The 19,797-nt window shown below is 38.9% G+C and carries 19 protein-coding genes and 1 other RNA gene; 5 read left to right on the forward strand and 15 right to left on the reverse strand.

Translation table 11 applies throughout. The features are described 5' to 3' along the window. Position 1: 1 nt before the first annotated feature. On the forward strand, positions 2 to 907 hold the full coding sequence (locus FGM01_RS00030; protein ID WP_143409076.1) for a Ppx/GppA phosphatase family protein: 906 nt from the start codon (positions 2 to 4) through the stop codon (positions 905 to 907). Here FGM01_RS00030 and FGM01_RS00035 read toward each other — a convergent pair. Further along, complete coding sequence (locus FGM01_RS00035) at positions 904 to 1,485, reverse strand: MiaE family protein (RefSeq protein WP_143409077.1); 582 nt, start codon at positions 1,483 to 1,485, stop codon at positions 904 to 906. The two genes, FGM01_RS00030 and FGM01_RS00035, sit on opposite strands and share 4 nt — an antisense overlap. Before the next feature lie 2 nt (positions 1,486 to 1,487). After that, on the reverse strand, positions 1,488 to 3,425 hold the full coding sequence (locus FGM01_RS00040) for a DNA polymerase III subunit gamma/tau (protein WP_143409078.1): 1,938 nt from the start codon (positions 3,423 to 3,425) through the stop codon (positions 1,488 to 1,490). Between the two features lie 114 nt (positions 3,426 to 3,539). Here FGM01_RS00040 and rnpB point away from each other — a divergent pair. Then, an RNA gene (gene rnpB / locus FGM01_RS00045) (RNase P RNA component class A) lies at positions 3,540 to 3,852 on the forward strand. Here rnpB and FGM01_RS00050 read toward each other — a convergent pair. Genes FGM01_RS00050 through FGM01_RS00070 form a run of 5 tightly spaced genes read right to left on the reverse strand, consistent with a single transcriptional unit; the run spans position 3,850 to position 7,070 of the window. Beyond that, positions 3,850 to 4,680: a glycoside hydrolase family 16 protein gene (locus FGM01_RS00050; protein WP_143409079.1), complete on the reverse strand. Its 831-nt coding sequence runs from the start codon at positions 4,678 to 4,680 to the stop codon at positions 3,850 to 3,852. The two genes, rnpB and FGM01_RS00050, sit on opposite strands and share 3 nt — an antisense overlap. Position 4,681: 1 nt before the next feature. Next, on the reverse strand, positions 4,682 to 5,062 hold the full coding sequence (locus tag FGM01_RS00055) for a hypothetical protein (protein ID WP_143409080.1): 381 nt from the start codon (positions 5,060 to 5,062) through the stop codon (positions 4,682 to 4,684). Between the two features lie 16 nt (positions 5,063 to 5,078). Then, complete coding sequence (locus tag FGM01_RS00060) at positions 5,079 to 5,612, reverse strand: RsmD family RNA methyltransferase (RefSeq protein ID WP_143409081.1); 534 nt, start codon at positions 5,610 to 5,612, stop codon at positions 5,079 to 5,081. Further along, positions 5,612 to 6,430, reverse strand: coding sequence for a DUF3822 family protein (locus tag FGM01_RS00065; protein WP_243735735.1), 819 nt, complete (start codon positions 6,428 to 6,430; stop codon positions 5,612 to 5,614). Before FGM01_RS00065 ends, FGM01_RS00060 begins: the two co-directional genes overlap by 1 nt. Further along, positions 6,417 to 7,070, reverse strand: coding sequence for a hypothetical protein (locus tag FGM01_RS00070; protein ID WP_143409083.1), 654 nt, complete (start codon positions 7,068 to 7,070; stop codon positions 6,417 to 6,419). Before FGM01_RS00070 ends, FGM01_RS00065 begins: the two co-directional genes overlap by 14 nt. A 124-nt stretch (positions 7,071 to 7,194) precedes the next feature. Here FGM01_RS00070 and FGM01_RS00075 point away from each other — a divergent pair, with 124 nt between their 5' ends. Both FGM01_RS00075 and kdsB read left to right on the forward strand, forming a co-directional pair. Next, positions 7,195 to 8,631 carry an ATP-dependent DNA helicase gene (locus tag FGM01_RS00075; RefSeq protein ID WP_143409084.1) on the forward strand — a complete coding sequence of 479 codons (1,437 nt, stop codon included), beginning with the start codon at positions 7,195 to 7,197 and terminating at the stop codon, positions 8,629 to 8,631. A 22-nt stretch (positions 8,632 to 8,653) separates the two neighbouring features. Continuing rightward, the gene (gene kdsB / locus FGM01_RS00080) at positions 8,654 to 9,400 is read left to right on the forward strand and encodes a 3-deoxy-manno-octulosonate cytidylyltransferase (protein ID WP_143409085.1); all 747 of its coding nucleotides are present in this window, start codon (positions 8,654 to 8,656) and stop codon (positions 9,398 to 9,400) included. Here kdsB and FGM01_RS00085 read toward each other — a convergent pair. From FGM01_RS00085 to FGM01_RS00095, 3 genes are read right to left on the reverse strand one after another with little or no spacing between them, the layout of a single operon-like run. After that, a complete protein-coding gene (locus FGM01_RS00085; protein ID WP_143409086.1) occupies positions 9,393 to 10,703 on the reverse strand; it encodes a cryptochrome/photolyase family protein in 1,311 nt (436 codons plus the stop codon). The two genes, kdsB and FGM01_RS00085, sit on opposite strands and share 8 nt — an antisense overlap. Beyond that, a complete protein-coding gene (locus tag FGM01_RS00090; protein WP_143409087.1) occupies positions 10,703 to 11,401 on the reverse strand; it encodes an SDR family NAD(P)-dependent oxidoreductase in 699 nt (232 codons plus the stop codon). Before FGM01_RS00090 ends, FGM01_RS00085 begins: the two co-directional genes overlap by 1 nt. A gap of 2 nt (positions 11,402 to 11,403) precedes the next feature. Beyond that, a complete protein-coding gene (locus tag FGM01_RS00095; protein WP_143409088.1) occupies positions 11,404 to 11,913 on the reverse strand; it encodes an SRPBCC family protein in 510 nt (169 codons plus the stop codon). Between the two features lie 153 nt (positions 11,914 to 12,066). Between FGM01_RS00095 and FGM01_RS00100 the strand changes: the two genes are divergently transcribed. Further along, complete coding sequence (locus FGM01_RS00100; protein WP_143409089.1) at positions 12,067 to 12,915, forward strand: DUF2911 domain-containing protein; 849 nt, start codon at positions 12,067 to 12,069, stop codon at positions 12,913 to 12,915. Between the two features lie 94 nt (positions 12,916 to 13,009). Here FGM01_RS00100 and FGM01_RS00105 read toward each other — a convergent pair whose 3' ends face one another. The 5 genes from FGM01_RS00105 to FGM01_RS00125 all read right to left on the reverse strand — a co-directional run bounded on the left by FGM01_RS00105 (position 13,010) and on the right by FGM01_RS00125 (position 19,784). After that, the gene (locus tag FGM01_RS00105) at positions 13,010 to 13,987 is read right to left on the reverse strand and encodes a Gfo/Idh/MocA family protein (RefSeq protein ID WP_143409090.1); all 978 of its coding nucleotides are present in this window, start codon (positions 13,985 to 13,987) and stop codon (positions 13,010 to 13,012) included. After that, on the reverse strand, positions 13,984 to 15,687 hold the full coding sequence (locus FGM01_RS00110; protein WP_143409091.1) for a sodium:solute symporter family protein: 1,704 nt from the start codon (positions 15,685 to 15,687) through the stop codon (positions 13,984 to 13,986). Before FGM01_RS00110 ends, FGM01_RS00105 begins: the two co-directional genes overlap by 4 nt. Before the next feature lie 108 nt (positions 15,688 to 15,795). Beyond that, the gene (locus FGM01_RS00115) at positions 15,796 to 18,285 is read right to left on the reverse strand and encodes a PIG-L family deacetylase (protein ID WP_143409092.1); all 2,490 of its coding nucleotides are present in this window, start codon (positions 18,283 to 18,285) and stop codon (positions 15,796 to 15,798) included. Between the two features lie 72 nt (positions 18,286 to 18,357). Continuing rightward, on the reverse strand, positions 18,358 to 18,897 hold the full coding sequence (locus FGM01_RS00120; protein ID WP_143409093.1) for a mechanosensitive ion channel domain-containing protein: 540 nt from the start codon (positions 18,895 to 18,897) through the stop codon (positions 18,358 to 18,360). Further along, positions 18,897 to 19,784 (reverse strand): septum formation inhibitor Maf, encoded by an 888-nt coding sequence (locus FGM01_RS00125; RefSeq protein WP_143409094.1) that lies wholly within the window; start codon positions 19,782 to 19,784, stop codon positions 18,897 to 18,899. Before FGM01_RS00125 ends, FGM01_RS00120 begins: the two co-directional genes overlap by 1 nt. Positions 19,785 to 19,797 lie beyond the last annotated feature (13 nt).

Genomic DNA, 19,797 nt, shown 5'->3' on the forward strand with positions numbered 1-19,797 from the left:
AATGATCAAACAAAAAACCTACGCCGCTATAGATATTGGTTCTAATGCCATCAGGCTCCTTATATCCACCATTACTGAAAAGGAAGGGATGGAAACAAATTTCAGGAAAACCTCGCTGGTTCGTGTACCTATAAGATTGGGAGCAGATGTGTTTTTAAAGCAAAAAGTTTCTGAAAAAAACAGGTTGAGAGTAATTGATACTATGCAGGCTTTTAGTTTATTAATGAAATCTCATGGCGTTGAGAAATATAAAGCCTATGCAACTTCTGCCATGCGTGAAGCCGGGAATGCTCTTGAAATTGCGCGGACCGTCAAAGAAAAGACTGAGATAGAAATAGAAGTTATAGATGGGTCCCACGAAGCGGCAATTATCGCAGCCACAGATCTGCATGCCCTCATACAGAACGATTGTAATTATCTGTATGTGGATGTGGGAGGTGGAAGTACCGAATATACTATGTACAGCAATGGAAAGACAATTGCCTCCAGAAGTTTTAAAGTGGGAACCGTGAGGATGATGGAGGACCTGGTGGAGCATAAGACCTGGGAGGAGATGCAACAGTGGGTAAAAGAGACCACAAAAGATTATAAGGATATAGACCTTATTGGATCTGGTGGAAATATAAATAACATTTTTAAGACCAGCGGGAAAAAGGAAGGTAAGCCTTTAAGTCTGAAATATCTTAAGGACTATGACGAAAAACTAAATTCCTATACCTACGAGGAAAGGATCACCGAGCTGGACCTTAAAAATGACCGGGCAGATGTGATTATTCCTGCCTCGAAGATCTATGTAAATTCCATGAAGTGGGCTAAGGCAAACTGGATCTATGTCCCTAAAATTGGACTGGCAGACGGTATAATTAAATCATTATACAATGAGTCCAGAAGAAGGAAAAGCTCTTAACCGTGTATGCTTTCTTTGGTGCCTAGATCTTTCATGACCTGGGCTTCGAACTCTAATAGTTCCTGCCATTTCTGGTCCACGATCTTTCTGTCTCCATATTTCCTGGCGAATTTAAGGAACATGGTATAGTGATTTGCTTCACTTACCATGAGATCTCTGTAGAATTTTGCCAGCTCCTGGTCTTCTAATTCTTCTGATAGTAACCTGAATCTTTCACAACTTCTGGCTTCTATAAGGCCTGCGATCAAAAGCCTGTGCACCATCTGGGTTACCCGGCTTCCTCCTTTTGGGAAAAATTCCCGAAGTTTAAGGACATATTCATCCTTACGATCCCAACCCATCTTAAAGCCCATTCTAAGGATGCGATCATGCACCATCTTGAAATGTCCCATTTCCTCTCTGGCCAGAGCCGTCATAGCGGTAACTAATTCTGAATATTCCGGGTAGGTCACGATAAACGAAATCGCCGTAGAAGCAGCCTTTTGTTCACAATATGCATGGTCTACGAGAATATCTTCAATATTCTTTTCCGCAATATCTGCCCACCTGGGATCTGTTGGTAATTTTAGTCCTAACATAATTATACGTCTAGATCAAAAGTTGCTCTTAATTTATCTAATAAAGGATTGCTTTCCTTTAATTTCTCATATTTTTCCTGTGGCGTGAAGGCATACTTTTTGGAAATCACTTCATCTACATGAATATTCAGGCTAATATGTGTGTTTCTCAGCTTAGCCTTGAGAAAGGTCATCAGCCTGTTTTCTTCTCTTTCCAGGTCAATCTTCATCGTTTCATTTGGAAAGGTGAGATGAATTTCAGTATTATTTTGCAGGGTAGGGCTCTGGGATTCAAAAATCGAAGCAAGGATTTTTTCACCCTTTCTTTTTAATTTTTCAGTATAATTCTTCCATTCCTGCACCAGGGTTTCCTCAGTGAACTTATCGTCCATTACCTTTTCTACCGGCATCATAGCTTTTTGCTGTTCAGCCATTTCCCGTTTTTTACCAATGCTCTTCAGGGAAAGTCCAGAGACTTTTTCTCTTGTGATCTCCGGCATTCTTTTTTGACCGGATTCAGTTTTAGGTGCTACCAGCTCAGTTGAATCTTCCCGTGACTTCTGCTGATCCTGCTGAAAAGATGGATTAGGATCAGGCTCTTTTGAAGCTTCTTCCTTCTGTTGCTGAATTTCCTCTTTCTGGTTTAGTTCTTCTGTTTGCTGAGTCTGCTGAGGCTTGACCGTACTTTCGGCCGGACTTTCTTCGGAATAATATTTTTTTTCCTCTTCGTTCGCACAATATTCTGGTGCTGCCTTTTCCTGTGGAAGCCTTACCTCTTCAGCCGGAGAGGAAGTATTATGTTCATTATCCCTAACCAGTTCTTTATTTTCCCTGGAAATACGAACGGCATCCACCTCAAAATTAGAGGCAGGGATTATTTTATGGTTAGTCTTTTTTTTTTCGGCGTCAAAACCTATAGATGCCAATTGCATCAGGCAGAGTTCCACTAAAAGTCTTTGGTTATGACTGGTTTTATATTTAAGGTCACAGGAATTGGCCAGTTCTATAGCTTCCAGTAAAAAAGTATGAGAGGTTATCTGGGATTGCTCAAAATATTTAGCCTTTGTTTGATCACCTACTTCCAGGAGTGTAATGGTTCTCTGATCCTTACAAACCATCAAATTCCTGAAATGCGATGCAAGGCCGGCAATGAAATGGTGTCCATCGAAACCGCTGGATAAGATATCATTATACTTTACCAGTAGGTTTGGGATGTCATTATCCAGTATTAGATCTGTTACCTGCATATAGGTATCATAATCCAGAACATTTAGGTTTTCAGTCACGGCCTGCCTGGTGAGATCATTACCGCTAAAGCTTACCACACGGTCATAAATTGAAAGGGCATCCCTCATCGCCCCGTCTGCTTTTTGAGCAATTATATGCAAAGCATCATCTTCGGCATCTACACCTTCCTGTTTTGCGATATGACCCAGGTAGTTCTTGGCATCTGTTACCGTAATTCTTTTAAAATCGAAGATCTGGCATCTCGAAAGAATCGTAGGTATGATCTTATGTTTTTCAGTAGTTGCGAGTATAAAGATCGCATGTTTAGGTGGTTCTTCAAGTGTCTTTAGAAAGGCATTAAACGCCGACTGGGACAACATGTGCACCTCATCTATGATATAAACTTTGTAATTACCAACTTGCGGAGGGATCCTTACCTGGTCAATAAGATTCCTGATATCATCTACGGAATTATTAGAAGCAGCATCTAATTCAAAAATATTGAAAGCAAAATCCTCATCTGGATCCTGTGTTTCTTTTTGATTGATCATTTTAGCAAGAATACGCGCACAAGTGGTCTTACCTACACCACGGGGTCCAGTAAACAATAAAGCCTGAGCCAGGTGATTATTATTAATGGCATTTGCCAGGGTATTGGTGATGGCCTGCTGGCCCACCACATCTTTAAAGGTTTGCGGCCTGTACTTTCTTGCCGATACTACAAAATGCTCCATCAAAAAATATTGAACTACAAATATAAAAATCACAGCTCTAAAGTCCGTTAGGAACAGGCTTATTTATGAACAAATACGGCAAGAAATCAACATAATTTAACTTACATTTGCCTCAAAGCAGGCCGCCTTATCGCTCCGACATTTTTCGGAGAGGAAAGTCCGGACACCGCAGGGCAGTATAGTGGGTAACGCCCACCGGTCGTGAGATCAGGACAAGTGCAACAGAAAGAATGTACAGGTTAAGCTGTAGTGAAATCAGGTAAACTCTATACGGTGCAATGCCATGTAAACCGGCATTTAAGGATCGCCCGTTCGTTGCCGGAGGGTAGGCAGCTAAAAATTGGTGGTAACGCTAATTTCAGATAAATGATAAGGAACCCGATCAATTATCGGGTTACAGAATCCGGCTTACAGGCCTGCTTTTTTATTCTTCCTTGGTTTTATAAACCCTGACATAATCAATAAGGAATTTTTGAGGTAAGATATCCGGATTTACCGGTCCGGGCCAGTTACCGCCCAGGGCCAGATTCAGGATAAGATAAAATGGTTTCCTGAAAGGATTATTTTCAGTACCGGCCTGTTCCAGGTTGAAACTATGATATATAAAATTATCTACCGAAAATTCTATTTTTTCCCGGTCCCAGTTTACCGCATAGACATGATAATCTTTGGAAACATTTTCTACGGAAATTTTACCACCATCAGATTGAATACCACTGCTGTTATCTGACGGAAAATGAACGGTTGCATGAATTTCTTCAGGAGAAATCCCAACATGTTCCATGATATCAATTTCACCGGCCAGGGGATATTCAACATCATCAAAATTCGCACCCAGCATCCAGATAGCCGGCCAGACTCCATTGCCCGAAGGTAATTTTGCACGAACTTCCACGCGACCGTATTTAAATTCGAATTTATCTTTGGTATGTATGCTTCCTGAAGTATAGGAAGAAGCAGGCGTATTATAGCGGTAATTCTTTATCGCCGGATTATATTTTTTGTTCCGGTAATTTTCTTTTCTGGCTACGATCTCAAGTTTTCCATCTCTAACCTTTACATTTTTCCTGCGAACGGTATAGATTTGCTCTTCCTGATTCCTGATATAACCAATTTCAAAATTCCACTTTTCTGGATCTGGTTTCCCTGAATTTTCAAATTCATCGCTCCATATTAGTACATCATTCTGTGCGGCCATATCCAGATTAGAAAATAAGAGAAATATCAGGGTAATATTAAAGAATGAGAAATTCATTCTATTTCACTTCTTCCAGAATATTTTTAGCCCAGGATAAAGCTTTCTCCTTAGTATCGAATAATTCATAAGGAACAGGAGAGAAGTTTTTTTCAAAATTTGCAGTCTTTAGCCTTTCCGGTTTATCACTGACCACAGCAATTCCTTTTAAGGTATTGGTTTGAATAAGATTAATGTAAACTACAGGGTTTACATTATAATTATATTTTCTGTTTGTAATATATACAAATGGCTTACCGTCAAAATTATCCCGGCAGATTTTTCTCAGCTCGGCTATATGATGCTGGTCGAATATGATATCTTCTTTTACGGTAGAAATAACAACCGATTCGAAGAATTCAAGATATGTAAAACTTAATTCTAATTTTCTGATCGTGGTCATAACTCAATATAACAATTTATTCGAAGAAACTGAAAACAGAACTTCCGTACTTCCGGCTTTCGCGAAAGTTTTCGAGATCAGAAAGATCAGTGTGTTTAGAATGTTCAAGAACCAGTTGTCCCTGTTCCAGTAACATTTCTTTTTCAAACACCAATGAAACAATTTTTGAAAAATCCGCTTTATCCAGATTGTACGGAGGATCACCAAAAATAATATCGGCTTTTATGGGAGCCTTTTCCAGGTATTTGAAGACGTCACTTTTAATAGTGGTAATGGTAAAATTTAATTCTGAAGATGTTTTCTTTATAAACTTCACGCAATCGTAGTTCGCATCTACTGCAGTAATATCTACTGCACCTCTGGCGGCGAATTCATAAGCTATATTTCCGGTTCCCGAGAACAGGTCTAATACCTTAACTGTAGAGATATGATAGTCATTATTCAAAATATTGAACAATGCTTCCTTGGCCATATCTGTAGTTGGTCTAACCGGAAGTTTAGAGGGAGCAGTAATCCTTCTTCCTTTGTGGGTCCCTGAAATAATTCGCATTATAAAGATTTAATAAGAAGGTAATCTGATAATTCTTCTTTTGGTTGGGCTTGCGCTTCAAAGATAAATGGATGAAATGGGCCCAAAAAGGAAATATTCTTAATATAATCCCAGCACATGTTATATTCTTCTGAATCTTTCTTAATATCTCCTAAAAGTATTAACTCAAATTTTCTAGGATCAAGATTGAGTTGTTCAGCTGTAAAAAGAAGATAGTATAGAAAGTCTTCTCTGGTTTCATATTCAAAACTATTGGCGAAAGTCAGCTTCCCGTTTTCAATAATAAGCAGTTCATAACTGTTCTTTTGAACATGAACATACAGCCTGGGACTTTCTTCGTTTTCTACTTTATGATTTAGTAATGAATCAATTAATACACTTAAGCCATGCCGATATTCAAATTCACCGTACTTATCAAAAAAGTAATTGATGATATTGGTATAGGGTATATAAACGTTTACAATGCCCTGGTCTAACTTGTCTGAAGCTATGAAATCTGTTTTGAGTATTCTCGTATTGAATTTTAAATAGCCCGCGGCATTTTCCTCATCGAAAAGTTCTTCGGGAACAAGCGTAAAAAGCGAGTTACTAAATAAAAGAATGACTTCATCTACAGGTTGCCTTAGTTCTTCCTCCTGTTCATAAATAGACTCGATGCGGGATAGCACCTTGATAGGATCAAGTTGCTTTTCGAATTCAAACTTTTTAAGATAACAGATCTTTTTTGAATCCTGGTTTAGGATGCAAAAAGAAAGTCCATCCAGGCTAACCTGAATGGACAGTTTCTTATTAGAATCGTTTTGATTATTCGTTGTCACCGTAAACTTTTGGCCAGTTACCACTGGTATTGACCTCGCTCATAGAACCTACGCTGATATATCTTCCGTTAACGTCATCTACAGACTGGATTTCATTTTCCTGAAGTACCAGTGTTCTGTCCTGATCGTTAAGAATTCTGGCTTTCGCTACTTTAACTTCGAAAACAGGGATTTTATTTTCACCTTTTAGAATAGTACCAGCCTCAAGGTCGAATGTTCCATCTACACCCTCGATTGGTATATTCATCATTGTGCGGTATCTCTCTTCGTTTCCTTTAAATAAAGAATCTTTCACAGGTACAAAACCTAGAGTATCGATTACCACACTTTCTATATATTGATCTACCCCATATGTCTTTTTGTATTCTTCATCAAGGAAGGTAGTATCACGACGCTGGGTAATTGCGAATTCTGCAGTATCCAGGAATTTAACCAGGCTATCCCAGTTTCCCTGAAATTTGCCAGTTACCTCTTTATGCGCTAATTCAGCAGATCTGATATCCTTAAGGTTTTTGATAACCTTAGCGTATCTTTTCTCTTTTATTTTATTGAACTGTATCGGTTCGTAAACCGCGTTGAAAGTAAGATATGCCAGGAAGATAATCACCAACCAAAGAAGTATCTGAATTACAAATCTCATGCTTTAAAAGTTTATGTTTTAATTTGAAGGTTATTGGTTACACGCAAATCTACAACTTTTTTTTATTCGCAAAAGTTTCTGTCATAAAAATCCATTCTTATCTTTGATCTCTTACTCCCGTTATATGGAAAAACCCACTCCGGATTCCTTTTTTAAACTGTTATTAGATGACCTTGGATTTGCAGCAACGCACAAACAGGATGTAGCATTGCAAATGCTTTCGGAATTTGTCGTAAATGGTGGAAAGGACCGGCTCTTTTTATTAAGGGGTTTTGCAGGTACCGGGAAAACTACCATAATCAGTACTCTGGTAAAAAATCTTTGGAAGATCAGAAAGTCAGGAGTTTTGCTGGCACCAACCGGAAGAGCGGCAAAAGTGATCTCCAATTACTCCAAAAAAGAAGCTTTTACCATTCATAAAAAAATATATTTCCCGAAGAAATCAAGTGGAGGAGGGGTTCAGTTCACTTTACAGCCTAATAAACATAAGAACACTTTATTTATCGTAGATGAAGCCTCAATGATCTCTGATGATGGAGGAAATTCCAAATTATTTGAAAATGGTTCCCTCTTGGATGATCTAATTCAGTACGTATACCAGGGACATAACTGCCAGTTGATACTTATTGGAGATACCGCACAGCTTCCACCCGTGAAAATGGAATTGAGCCCTGCCCTGGAAGAAGATAAGCTTAGAATGAATTATGATAAGGAAGTTTCATTTATCGAGCTGGATGAAGTGGTACGACAGAGTGAAGGCAGTGATATCCTGCATAATGCCACTCTTATTAGGGAAAGTTTGCAGGAAGAATTTTATGAAAGTTTTAAATTCGAACTAACACAAAATGCCGATGTGGTTCGTCTGAATGATGGGTACGAGATCATGGATGCTATCCAGGATTCCTATGGCATTAATGGATATGAAGATACCAGTATTATAGTCAGGTCCAATAAAAGAGCGAACCTGTACAATCAGCAGATAAGATCGCGCATACTTTTCCAGGAAGAGGAATTGTCTGCGGGCGATTATTTGATGGTGGTTAAGAATAATTACTTTTGGGTAAAACCTACCAGTGAAGCTGGTTTCATTGCAAATGGTGATATAGTGAAAGTCCTGGAGATCTTCGGGTTCAAAGAACTATATGGTTTCAGGTTTGCCGAAGTACAGGTGCAAATGGTAGATTATCCTAAAATGAGACCATTTGAAACTGTTATTATGCTGGATACTCTTACCAGCAATACACCTTCTCTCACCTATGAAGAATCCAACAGGTTATACGAGGAGGTCAAAAAAGATTATGCCGATGAACGCTCAAAATATAAGCAGTTCATGAATATTAAGAACAATAAGTATTTCAATGCCCTGCAGATAAAATTTTCATATGCCATTACCTGTCATAAATCTCAGGGTGGACAATGGAAAAATGTTTTTATTGAACAACCTTACCTGCCAAATGGTGTAGGTAAGGAATATTTAAGATGGCTTTATACTGCCGTTACCAGAGCCCAGGACAAATTATACCTCATTGGATTTGGAGATGATTTTTTCACCTCCAGCTAATTATTATTTTTATTAAAAAATCATGAAAGGACCACAAAATTATAAGATTGTCGCAATGATACCTGCCCGTTATGAAGCATCGAGGTTTCCGGGAAAGTTAATGCAAGACCTTAATGGAAAGACCGTAATTGCCCGTACCTATAATGCTGCTGTGGAAACCGGTCTCTTTGATGAAGTGTATGTCGTGACCGATAGCAATAAAATTTTTGATGAGATTGTGAACGAGGGAGGTCAGGTAATTAGAAGTAATAGAGAGCATGAATGTGGTAGCGACAGGATCGCGGAGGCCGTGGAGCATATGGATGTGGATATTGTGGTAAATGTTCAGGGCGATGAGCCATTTATAGACAAAAATAGTCTGGCGAAATTACTCGAAGTATTCAATCAGGAAGGGGCAGAAGAAATTGATCTTGCTTCATTGAAAACAGCCTTGAAAGACAGTGATGAGATCACTAATCCCAATAATGTGAAAGTGATCACAGCGAAGGATGATTTTGCATTGTATTTCTCGAGATTTCCTATTCCTTACCCCAGGGATACTTCAGTAAATGTCACTTATTTCAAACATATAGGAATCTATGCATTTAGAAAATCTGCTTTAATGGATTTTTATAAATTACCTATGTTGCCGCTGGAGGCAGCTGAAAAAATAGAGTGTATACGGTATCTCGAATATGGTAAAAAAATAAAGATGGTAGAAACCAGTGTGAAAAGTATAGGAATAGACACTCCCGAAGATCTGGAAAAGGCAAGAAAGCTGCTTAGTTAGAACTAACAGCTTCCTTATAAGTCTTCAGGGCTCTTTCCCGGGCTTCTTTGTGATCTACCATTTTTTCAGGGTATTCATCGGTATCATATTCATCCACCCATTCTTTTATATACTCCTTATTCTTGTCGAATTTATCGATCTGGGTGGTAGGATTAAAGATCCTGAAATAGGGTGCAGCATCCACACCACTTCCGGCAATCCATTGCCAGTTACCTACATTTGAAGACATTTCATAGTCCAGCAATTTTTCGGCGAAGTAGGCTTCTCCCCATCGCCAGTCTATTAGGAGGTGTTTACATAGAAAGGAGCCCACCAGCATCCTGATTCTGTTATGCATAAAACCAGATTCATTTAACTGTCGCATTCCGGCATCAACTAAAGGATATCCGGTCTTTCCTTTTTTCCATAATTCAAACTCATCTTCATTGTTCCTCCACTCAATGCGATCGTATTTTTTCTTGAATGAATCGGTAACTGTTTCAGGAAAATGATCAAGGATTTGCATATAGAATTCTCGCCATACCAATTCATCAAGAAATGTCTTATTCCTTTCTTTATCGGCATCCCGTACCATCTGTCTTACACTAACAGTTCCAAATCTTAGGTGGGGACCTAATCTTGAGGTTCCTTCCTTGGCTGGATAATCTCGTTTATCTTTATAATCCTTTATAAGTCCTGGGGTAACCTTATAAGATGGAACCTTCAGGGAAGACTTTTTAAAGCCCATATCACTTAAACTAAGGTTCGGTAGCCTGCTATTCTGCATCAGGTTATCCATATACCTGGTGGTATAATGAAAATCCAGATCTGTATTTTTAAATTTGTCCCGCCATGTATTTTTATAGGGGGTATAAACTACGTAAGGATCTCCATCCTGCTTAACAACTTCATTTCTTTCAAAAATTACCTGATCCTTAAAATCTAAGAATTCAATATCATTATCTTCTAAAAGTGTAGTTATTTCCTCATCCCGTTCCTTGGCATAGGGTTCATAATCCCGATTCGTAAAAACTTTGGAAATATTATAATTCTTAATCAGGTCCTGGAATACTTCTTTCGGCTTACCGTGAAACATGGCAATAGAACTGCCGTTAGTTTCCTGCAGTTCATTCCGCATTTCCTGTAGAGTTTCAAAAATGAAGGTTACTCTTGCATCATCTTCCGGAAGTTTATCCAAAATTTCCTTATCGAAAATAAAAACCGGTAATACCGGCAAATCATCTCTCAAAGCTGCCCTGAACCCGGCGTTATCGTCCAGTCTCAGATCTCTTCTAAACCAGAATATATTTACTTCTTTACTCATTAATTGTTGTTTATCGTTGACAGGCCACCATCTACTCCTAATACCTGGCCGGTGATCCAGCTGCTGTTCTCACTTAAAAGGAAAGCAGCAAGATTAGCAATATCCCTGGCTTCACCCACTCTTTTCAAAGGATGTCTTTTATCCATTTTTTCTCTTTTATCATCGTTTGATAAAAGTTTTTGTGCCAGCGGAGTATCGGTTAAAGATGGAGCAATTACATTTACCCGGAAATTTGGAGCATATTCTGCTGCAAGCGATTTGGCAAAACCTTCAATAGCTCCTTTGGCTGCAGCTACGTTAGTATGAAAAGGCATACCCACTTTTACGGCTACAGTACTAAAAAACACAAGACTGGCCTGCTGTGAATTTTTTAACTTATCTAAAACACCCTGAACAGATCTTACTAATCCGAAAAAATTCAATTGCATTTCCTTTTCAAAATTTTCGGGTTTGATCATCTTAAAAGGCTTCAGGTCAATACTCCCAGGACAGTAGACAAGACCGTCGATTTGCTCGGGAAGGTTCAGTTCTGAGATATCATCTTTCAAAACATCAAATTCCAGATGAGTAACTTTATCTGTATCAAGATTACCAGCATTTCTTGAGGCTACGATAATCTTATTGTTTTCACTCATCAGCTCAGCAATCTGATAACCTATTCCGGTAGATCCTCCTATTAATAATATATTTTTCATGATTCTTAGTTTAGAATATCCTGTTTCAGGGTATTATTTTGCAACGGGGTATTTTGATACTCCCCAAATAACTCTGTTAATTTTTGTTTACGGTAATCAAAGATCTCCTGTAATTTAGGTTTTACTAATATGGGATGTGCTAATTGTCCCAAAATGCCCATTGGTAATTTGTAATCAATTATATCTTCCATTTCCACTCCCCCAGGGATGGGTTTGATAAAATGTTTGTGATGCCATAAAGAGTAAGGTCCATAACGCTGCTCATCAACGAAATATTCACCTTCTTTCACATGGGTTATTTCGGTAACCCATTTAGTTTTGATACCGGCAATGGGAGTCACCAGGTATTGTATAATCTGGCCTGCGAACATGGGCCGGTCTGCCCCAGAGATTATTTCAAATCCCATATAATCAGGTGTTATAGTTTTTAGGTTTGCAGGATCTGATAAAAAGTTCCAGGCTTCTTCCTGGGTTATGGGCAATTTCTGAACGCTATGCAGGGTGTAGATCTTCATTATTTCAATTTAAAGTAAAAATATAACAGGTTTTGTTTAAAATAAAATTTATATAGTTAAACAAAAATTAAAAACAAGGAAGGAAAGCCTGATCTGATACTATATTTAAAAGACCTAATTCCTATATTTACTCTAAACTAAACTCTTATAACAATGAAAAAACTATTATCTATTGCGGTAATTCTATGTTTTACCATTTCGGTAAGCGCACAAATTGAAACCCCGCAAGCCAGTCCGTTTGGGAAGATCGAACAAAAGGTTGGTCTTACAGATGTAAGTATTGAATATTCCAGGCCGGGTATGCGTGGAAGAACCATTTTCGGGGACCTGGTTCCATACGGAGAAGTATGGAGAACCGGTGCCAACGCCAATACCATGATTACCTTTAGTGATGATGTTATGATTAACGGGAAGGAACTTAAAAAAGGTTCTTATTCTATTTATACCATTCCTCGAAAGGATTCCTGGGAAGTTATGTTCTACTCTTCTACCGATAATTGGGGTGTACCTCAAAACTGGGAGGAAAGCAAGGTGGCCTTGAAAGCAACTGCTGAAACTATGGAGATGCCAATGAAAATGGAAACTTTTACCATCCTTATAGATGATCTTAAAAATGATTCTGCCACTTTAAATTTTATCTGGGAGAATACGATTGCCATGCTGGATATCAAAGTGCCTACAGATCAAAAGGCCAGCGCCAGTATCGAAAAAGTTATGAATGGACCAACTGCAAACGATTATTTTGCTGCAGCTACTTTTTACCATGAAGCGGGAAAAGACATGGACAAAGCTTTGGAATGGGTTAGCAAGGCGTCTGAAATGGCTGGTGACCAGGCATTCTGGATCTTGAGAAGGAAGTCATTGATCGAGGCAGACATGGGTAAAAAAGACCAGGCTATTGCAACTGCGAAAAAATCATTGGCTTCAGCAGAAAAAGCTAATAATGCAGATTATGTAAAAATGAATAAAGAATCTATCAAAGAATGGGAGGGAAGTAAATAATATCTCTCTTTAAAATCGAGACTAAAGGTTTTCTGAAGTTATTTTTTCATTCTGAAATATGTCAGCATGAAATTTGATCTTTAGAAGACCTTTTTCATTCGCGGTACTCTAAACCAATTTCCCGTTTTATTTTATCCAGAAGCTCTGCTACATCGAGAGTGTTATCCAGGGTCCATAAATCGCTTTCGGCTTTTCCTTCCTTCAGCATTTCATTTACGTGTTCCGTCTCAAAGTTGTAGCCATTGGAGTTTACATCAAAAGTAATTGTTTCTTTTTTCCCGTTTGATACTACTGTAACTGAGGTAGGTTCGTGAAATCTGCTGTTTAGGATGATATTTCCTTTTTCTAATTCTATTTCGGCGGTGGTTCCGGTCTTTTCCAGCAGGGTGGAAAATAAATTAGCTATAACTCCATTTTCGTATATAAAATTCATTGTACAGGAAGAGTCAACTCCGGTCTCGCTGAATTCTGCAGTCGCTGAAATTTCTTCTGGTTTACCTAAAATTGCATAGGCCAGGAATACAGGATAAATTCCTATATCAAGCAAACTGCCACCACCCAGGGATTTATTGAATAATCTTTTATTTCTGTCAAATTCTGCTTTAAATCCAAAGTCTGCGTTCAGTGAAAGAACGCTGCCAAGTTCACCTGACTGGATCTTATTCCTAACAAATTTGAAATGTGGAAGAAACCTGGTCCAGAGAGCTTCCATCAAAAAAATATGCTTTTCTCTGGACAGGTCAACCATCTGTATTGCTTCTTCTAAATTCATGGCAAACGGTTTCTCGCATAGAACAGCTTTACCATTTTTTAAACAATCCAGGGTTAATTTATGGTGAAAAACATGTGGTGTGGCAATATAGATTACATCTACTAATTCATCCTGCATTAGCTGTTCGTAAGTACCGTAAGCGGTCTGTACATCAAACTTTTTAGCAAAGTCCAGAGCTTTTTTCCGTTCCCGACTTGCAACGGCATATAATTGGGCATCTGGCACTTTGGCAAGGTCTGTAGCAAACTTGTTCGCGATCTTTCCTAAACCGATAATTCCCCAGTTTATGGTCTTTTTCATACTACCTCGGGTTTAGACTTATCTATTGTGAAGATCTGAATAAGGAAAGCTATAGAAATAACGAGTAGGCATCCAAGTACATTCAACCACAAATAAGGCATTATTTCCAGTTCAAATACAAGAAATACGATTGCCTGGGTAATGATCGCAGCGATAAAAACTGAGTTGCTTTTAATGTACCTAATGAAAAACGCCAGCAGGAAAATTCCCAGGACATTCCCGTAAAATAAGCTTCCTATGATATTTACCAGCTGAATTAAATTGTCAAAAAGATCTGCCAGGCTCGCGAAAGCAATGGCAATTAATCCCCACATGAGGGTAAACCATTTGGAAGCCAGAACATAATGCTCTTCACTTTTTTCCTGTTTGTGGTTTCTTTTGTAAAGGTCTATAACTGTTGTAGAAGCAAGGGCGTTAAGCTCAGAGGCTGTAGATGACATGGCTGCTGAAAGGATAACCGCCAGTAAAAGACCTATAAAACCCCTTGGAAGATTAGTAAGGATAAAGTGTATGAAAACATAGTCCTTATCATTGCTTTCGGCATCTACATCTGAAGCGTCTATAAAAAGCCTGGCTTCGTCCCGAACCTCGTTCTGTTGTCTTTCAAGTTCAAGATATCGTTGTTGATATTCTGATTGTTGTAATTGATCGTGACCAGATTTATTTTCTGCATAGGTCAGGCTAAGGGTTTGTTTCTTTTCCTGGATCTCCTCGTGTTCCATCATTAGGTCACGATACTGTTCAGCATAATTAGAATTTAAAACAGTTTCGGTAGCGGCAGGATTAAAATTTAGCGGTGCAGTGTTGAACTGGTAAAATACAAAAACCATCACCCCAACCAGTAGGATAAAGAATTGCAGAGGTACTTTCAGTAAACCGTTAAAGATCATTCCCATCTGGCTTTCCCTTACCGATCCTCCGGAGAGATATCTTTGAACCTGGCTTTGATCTGTACCAAAATAAGAAAGCGCCAGAAAACTCCCCCCAATTAATCCACTCCAAAGGGTGTACCTGTTCTCGAGATCAAACGAATAGTCAAGAATATTCATTTTCCCGCTGGTGCCGGCAATTTCCAGGGCATTAGTGAAACTTACCGACTCTGGTAAATAACTTAAAATAATAAAAAAGGCTACCACCATTCCCGTAAAAATGACTGCCATTTGCTGTTTGTGAGTAACGCTTACCGCTTTTGTTCCGCCCGAAACAGTATAAATAATTACCAGAACACCAATAATAACCGTGAGGTAGGTAAGATTCCATCCTAAAACCGCAGAAAGCACTATGGCTGGTGCAAATATGGTTATTCCCGCCGCCAGACCGCGTTGCACCAAAAACAGGATGGCGGTTAAGGTTCTGGTCTTCCGGTCAAACCTGGATTCCAGGTATTCGTAAGCAGTATAAACTTTTAATTTGTGGTAAATTGGAATAAAAACCATACAGATGATGACCATTGCTATTGGTAGTCCAAAGTAGAACTGGACAAAACCCATCCCATCATGAAAGGCCTGTCCGGGAGTGGATAAAAACGTAATCGCGCTGGCCTGGGTGGCCATCACAGACAACCCGATGGTCCACCATCTGGCATTTTTCCCTCCGCCAATATAATCATCAACGTTCTTGCTTCCGCGGGATTTATAGACTCCATACCATACAATAAAGGCTATGGTTCCCGTTAGGATAATCCAATCTATTAGTTGCATATCAGGCGAAATAATTCATTACTAAATAAAACGCCAGGATATAAATTGCGTTTGCGATAAGTACAAGGGTATAACTCTTTTTCCAATGATAGGTTTCTGGTTTTTCCATTATTTACCTATTGAGATTAGATTTGCAAAAAGTCTGAATGCTCCGGGAACGGCTTCGGGGAATTGTCTGAAAAAACTTAGCCCGGTGTAAATGTAATGCCCGTCTCCATATTTGGCTACAAGTAAACTTCCATGTTTAGGGGTTTCGCCGGAATCATGCATACTTAATATCGCTGTAAAATTCTCATCCCAGCTACCGGGAAAATACAGCCCCCTTTCCTGAACCCAGCCTTCAAAATCTGCCCTGGATATTTTATTAGGAGAATTGAGAACCGGATGGTCTGGAGCTAAAAACTGGATCTCAGATTTTTCGTTGGTTACTCTGTCTCTGGAAAGATTCAATTTATACGGGGATAGATCGTTCACCACCAGACCGCGATTGGTATTGTATTGCACGATCATCGTTCCTCCTTTTTTTACATAATCGTGTAGGATATCCTGTTTATATTTTAATGCATCTAATACGTTATAAGCCCTGATTCCCAGAACTACCGCATCAAAATCCATTAGGTTCGACATCGAAATATCTGAAATGGCAATTTTAGTAACATTATACCCTATTTGCTCAAGGCTTTCAGGAACTATATCCCCGGCACCTTCAATATAGGCGATATGATTTCCTTTTTTCTTAATATCGAGTTTAACCAATTTCAGGGAAGCAGTTTTGATGAGATTCAAATCGGGGATATGATCATAATTGATCTCGATCAGGTTTTGATTATAGACTTTTCCCTTTACAGTCGCCTCTGGTAGCAACCTGGTTTCATTTTGTGTTTCCGGAGGTGTTATTCTAAATTTCAATTTCTCAGAACCACCAGCCTGACTTATAGAGAAATTTGTTTTAACCGGTTCTATTTTCCAACCCGGTCCTGCTTTCAGGTCAAGTACTCCGGTAATATTTTCAGTTTTTGCGGTGACCTGGATAATTATTTCTTTTGGATCCTGGTTATTAAAAATAAGCACATCTTCCTGAAATTTAATATCAACCGGCGGGACCACTTCAAAATTTTTATAGGTTTCACCATAGACATTATCATTGAACTTATATACTACCGGCTTCTCAAAACTAATCTCTGTACCATTAATGTTTAAGTGAAAAGTAGCCCGCGTGGTTAAAGGCGTTTCGGGAAGTCCTTTTAAATTTTGATCTTTTACCGCATACATTCCCATGCTGCCTTCTTGCTCCAGCCAGTAAGGATTTGTATAATTTGCTGTTTCAGGTATTTTAAAGGTCAAATTACTTTCCCAGCCTGCATTATTCAGCAGGTTAACCTGAGGTTTTAAAACTGAATTATTTGGAGTAAGTTCTACAGAGGTAAGTAAAATGTTTGCATCACTTCGGTTGATCGCCTCCAGGGAAACCCCTAGTTCTTCTGACGGCGTCGCGCTGGGTTTATCTGCAACTGCCTCCAAAAACATTCCGGAAGCTGCATATATGATCTTTTTAATTTGGCTTGTCTTTATCTCTCTCCAGTGTGCATCTTCGAGTTTTTGGATGAGTTCATATGCTTCTAAAAGTTGAGGTAAACTTTTGGAAGGGTTGGTAAATTCAAAGTTATTTTCAACTTCTGCCAGTATGTTTCCAATTTCCTTACCGCCTTTGAGCCTGTTCCAACTGGTGTCTATCCCTTCAAATACGTCAGAATTTTCAGCAGGGAGATCTCCCTCTAATAGTTCAAGGTATTCTATTTGCGTTCCGCGGCTACCGGTGCTTCCAAAGCCCTGGGACCGATGCTGACTTCTGCTTATCGAAGCGATTTCGGTATTAGAAAGACCTTTTAATGGAAAATAGTTTCCGGTATCAAAACTTATAAAGTTAGATTTGTCTGCAGCCTTAAAGGCCTCGCTTCCGCCATAAAACCAGGGAGAAGTATTAAAGAAAAGGCGTTTTGGTTCGAAAGTATTCACATATTCCAGCTGTTCATCGAATGCAGTAATGGAACCAGCGAGATCAAAAGCTTCCACACTTAGAATAGCAGAAGAAGTGTGGTGCCCGTGGGTGCTTCCCGGGGTGCGATGGTCAAAACGGTTAATAATCACATCTGGTCTGAATTTTCGAATTATCCATACCACATCACTTAAAACTTCCTTTTTATTCCATATCTCCAGGGTTTCTGAAGGTGTTTTGGAATAACCAAAATCATTAGCCCGGGTAAAGAATTGTTCTCCTCCGTCAATTTTTCTGGCTGCAAGCAGTTCCTGGGTTCTTATAAGACCTAATTGTTCTCTTAATTCGGGACCAATGAGATTCTGACCGCCATCACCTCTTGTTAGTGATAAATAAGCCGTACGGGCATGTTTTTCATTCGAGAAATAAGAGATCAACCTGGTATTTTCATCATCTGGATGAGCTGCGATATATAATACTGAACCCAGAAAGTTCAGTTTTTTGATCTGATTATAGATTTCGGCAGAGCTCCATTTTTCAGGGGCCTGGGCATGGCTTAAAGAAAAGCAAAGTATAAAAAGAGCAAGAAATAATTTCCGCATTAGATCAAGGGTTTTACCAAATATAAAAACTTTCAATCCTCTATGGAGATAATTTTGATCTTCTTTTAAATTTTAAAGAGCATCCTTGCCTTCGTCATTTCTTCTTTGGGTTTCAATGAGGGAAACGGCTTTCTGTAAAATAAGATTATTAGGGTAAGTAATAAGTTCACCATCCCGGGTGCGCAAATGAAGATGGAAAGCCTTGATATCCTCGATCTCTGCTTCTATAGGAAGATCCTTGTCGTGTATTCTTATAGTATCACCTATCTTATAAGGAAAAGAAAAGAACATGATAATTCCCGAGGTGATATTGCTTAGAATAGACCAGATTGCAAACAATGCAACTCCAATCACAGCAAAAACAGATGAGAAGATTAGTGAAAGGTCTGTAAGCCCTACGCCCCAGGCGAAAGCCAGCAAGAATGCTGCTATCAATAGAATAAGAATGTTTATGTATTTAAACATCAGTCTCGTTCTTGTGATATTGATCTCACTTCTTTTGCCAACTTTATTAGCGGCTTTTTTCAGAACAAATTGAATAACCAGTAATAGAATTAGAACTCCCAGGGAATACAATAATTCATAGCGATATGCGGTGAGGACTTCGTACATTAATTTAAATCCAGTTTTTGGCGTAAAGGTAGATTATTATTCGAATTCTTATTCCAGTAGTCACTTTTTATACGTTTTTTTTTGACCGCTTTGGTAGTAAGAATTGCTTTATTCGTACCCGTTCCAGACGGATAGGATTCTTCCCATTTTTCAATATGATGCGGAAAACCCTTGCTAAAGTATATTTTGATCTCTCTTTGTAAATCTGGATAATTCAAGGTATAGATGTTGAAATTATTTGCGGTAAAGAATTCACCGAAAGCCTTATACGGTTTAGTTTCCTCGTGGCTTAATCTAAGATATTCGAAAGATGGTATCATTTCAAAATCTCCGGTAGGTACGAGGTCAGGATCAATCCTGAGTTGATTCCAGATTTCATTTTCCAGTGCCACTTTTTTCAATTTGAATTCCTGGTCTGCCTCACCCTGAAAATAGGAATGACTTTCAATATTGTATTTTTCCCTGTTATTAAGCTGCATATAAACCTGACCGCACCATTCCTGGATAGATGCGGCAATCTTTAAAGCGTGTTTCTGGCCGTCTAAAGGGTAGAAAGTACTTTGCATGATGCTATAAGGATAGATACCGGTGAGAAAATTTTTAGTGGCATTTAATTTAAGAACTGGTATATTTTTACTGTCCTGCAAATTGGCCTTCACCTGCTCCCCGGGTAGTAGATCTTCGGTTACGAAAATAAGAACTGCCTCACCTTCTCTAATTTCACCGTACCTGGCCTGCTCAAGGTCGTAAGAGGTGATTTCTGCTTCGCCGGCAAACCAGTAATCTTTAAAATCTTCTTTCAGCTCGATAGGGCTATTCGGCTTCTTAGAATCTGAGCAGGATAGACAAACAAGAACTGTAGCTATGTATGAAAAGAAGCGAGACATAATTTTTTACTAA

Source organism: Christiangramia sabulilitoris, assembly GCF_007050985.1.
GTDB classification, from domain to species: domain Bacteria; phylum Bacteroidota; class Bacteroidia; order Flavobacteriales; family Flavobacteriaceae; genus Christiangramia; species Christiangramia sabulilitoris.

Bases quoted from the DNA above. Each gene is read 5' to 3' on its own strand.
- FGM01_RS00030 (WP_143409076.1), top strand. From the start codon at position 2: ATGATCAAACAAAAAACCTACGCCGCTATAGATATTGGTTCTAATGCC.
- FGM01_RS00035 (WP_143409077.1), bottom strand. From the start codon at position 1,485: ATGTTAGGACTAAAATTACCAACAGATCCCAGGTGGGCAGATATTGCG.
- FGM01_RS00040 (WP_143409078.1), bottom strand. From the start codon at position 3,425: ATGGAGCATTTTGTAGTATCGGCAAGAAAGTACAGGCCGCAAACCTTT.
- FGM01_RS00050 (WP_143409079.1), bottom strand. From the start codon at position 4,680: ATGAATTTCTCATTCTTTAATATTACCCTGATATTTCTCTTATTTTCT.
- FGM01_RS00055 (WP_143409080.1), bottom strand. From the start codon at position 5,062: ATGACCACGATCAGAAAATTAGAATTAAGTTTTACATATCTTGAATTC.
- FGM01_RS00060 (WP_143409081.1), bottom strand. From the start codon at position 5,612: ATGCGAATTATTTCAGGGACCCACAAAGGAAGAAGGATTACTGCTCCC.
- FGM01_RS00070 (WP_143409083.1), bottom strand. From the start codon at position 7,070: ATGAGATTTGTAATTCAGATACTTCTTTGGTTGGTGATTATCTTCCTG.
- FGM01_RS00075 (WP_143409084.1), top strand. From the start codon at position 7,195: ATGGAAAAACCCACTCCGGATTCCTTTTTTAAACTGTTATTAGATGAC.
- kdsB (WP_143409085.1), top strand. From the start codon at position 8,654: ATGAAAGGACCACAAAATTATAAGATTGTCGCAATGATACCTGCCCGT.
- FGM01_RS00085 (WP_143409086.1), bottom strand. From the start codon at position 10,703: ATGAGTAAAGAAGTAAATATATTCTGGTTTAGAAGAGATCTGAGACTG.
- FGM01_RS00095 (WP_143409088.1), bottom strand. From the start codon at position 11,913: ATGAAGATCTACACCCTGCATAGCGTTCAGAAATTGCCCATAACCCAG.
- FGM01_RS00100 (WP_143409089.1), top strand. From the start codon at position 12,067: ATGAAAAAACTATTATCTATTGCGGTAATTCTATGTTTTACCATTTCG.
- FGM01_RS00105 (WP_143409090.1), bottom strand. From the start codon at position 13,987: ATGAAAAAGACCATAAACTGGGGAATTATCGGTTTAGGAAAGATCGCG.
- FGM01_RS00110 (WP_143409091.1), bottom strand. From the start codon at position 15,687: ATGCAACTAATAGATTGGATTATCCTAACGGGAACCATAGCCTTTATT.
- FGM01_RS00115 (WP_143409092.1), bottom strand. From the start codon at position 18,285: ATGCGGAAATTATTTCTTGCTCTTTTTATACTTTGCTTTTCTTTAAGC.
- FGM01_RS00120 (WP_143409093.1), bottom strand. From the start codon at position 18,897: ATGTACGAAGTCCTCACCGCATATCGCTATGAATTATTGTATTCCCTG.
- FGM01_RS00125 (WP_143409094.1), bottom strand. From the start codon at position 19,784: ATGTCTCGCTTCTTTTCATACATAGCTACAGTTCTTGTTTGTCTATCC.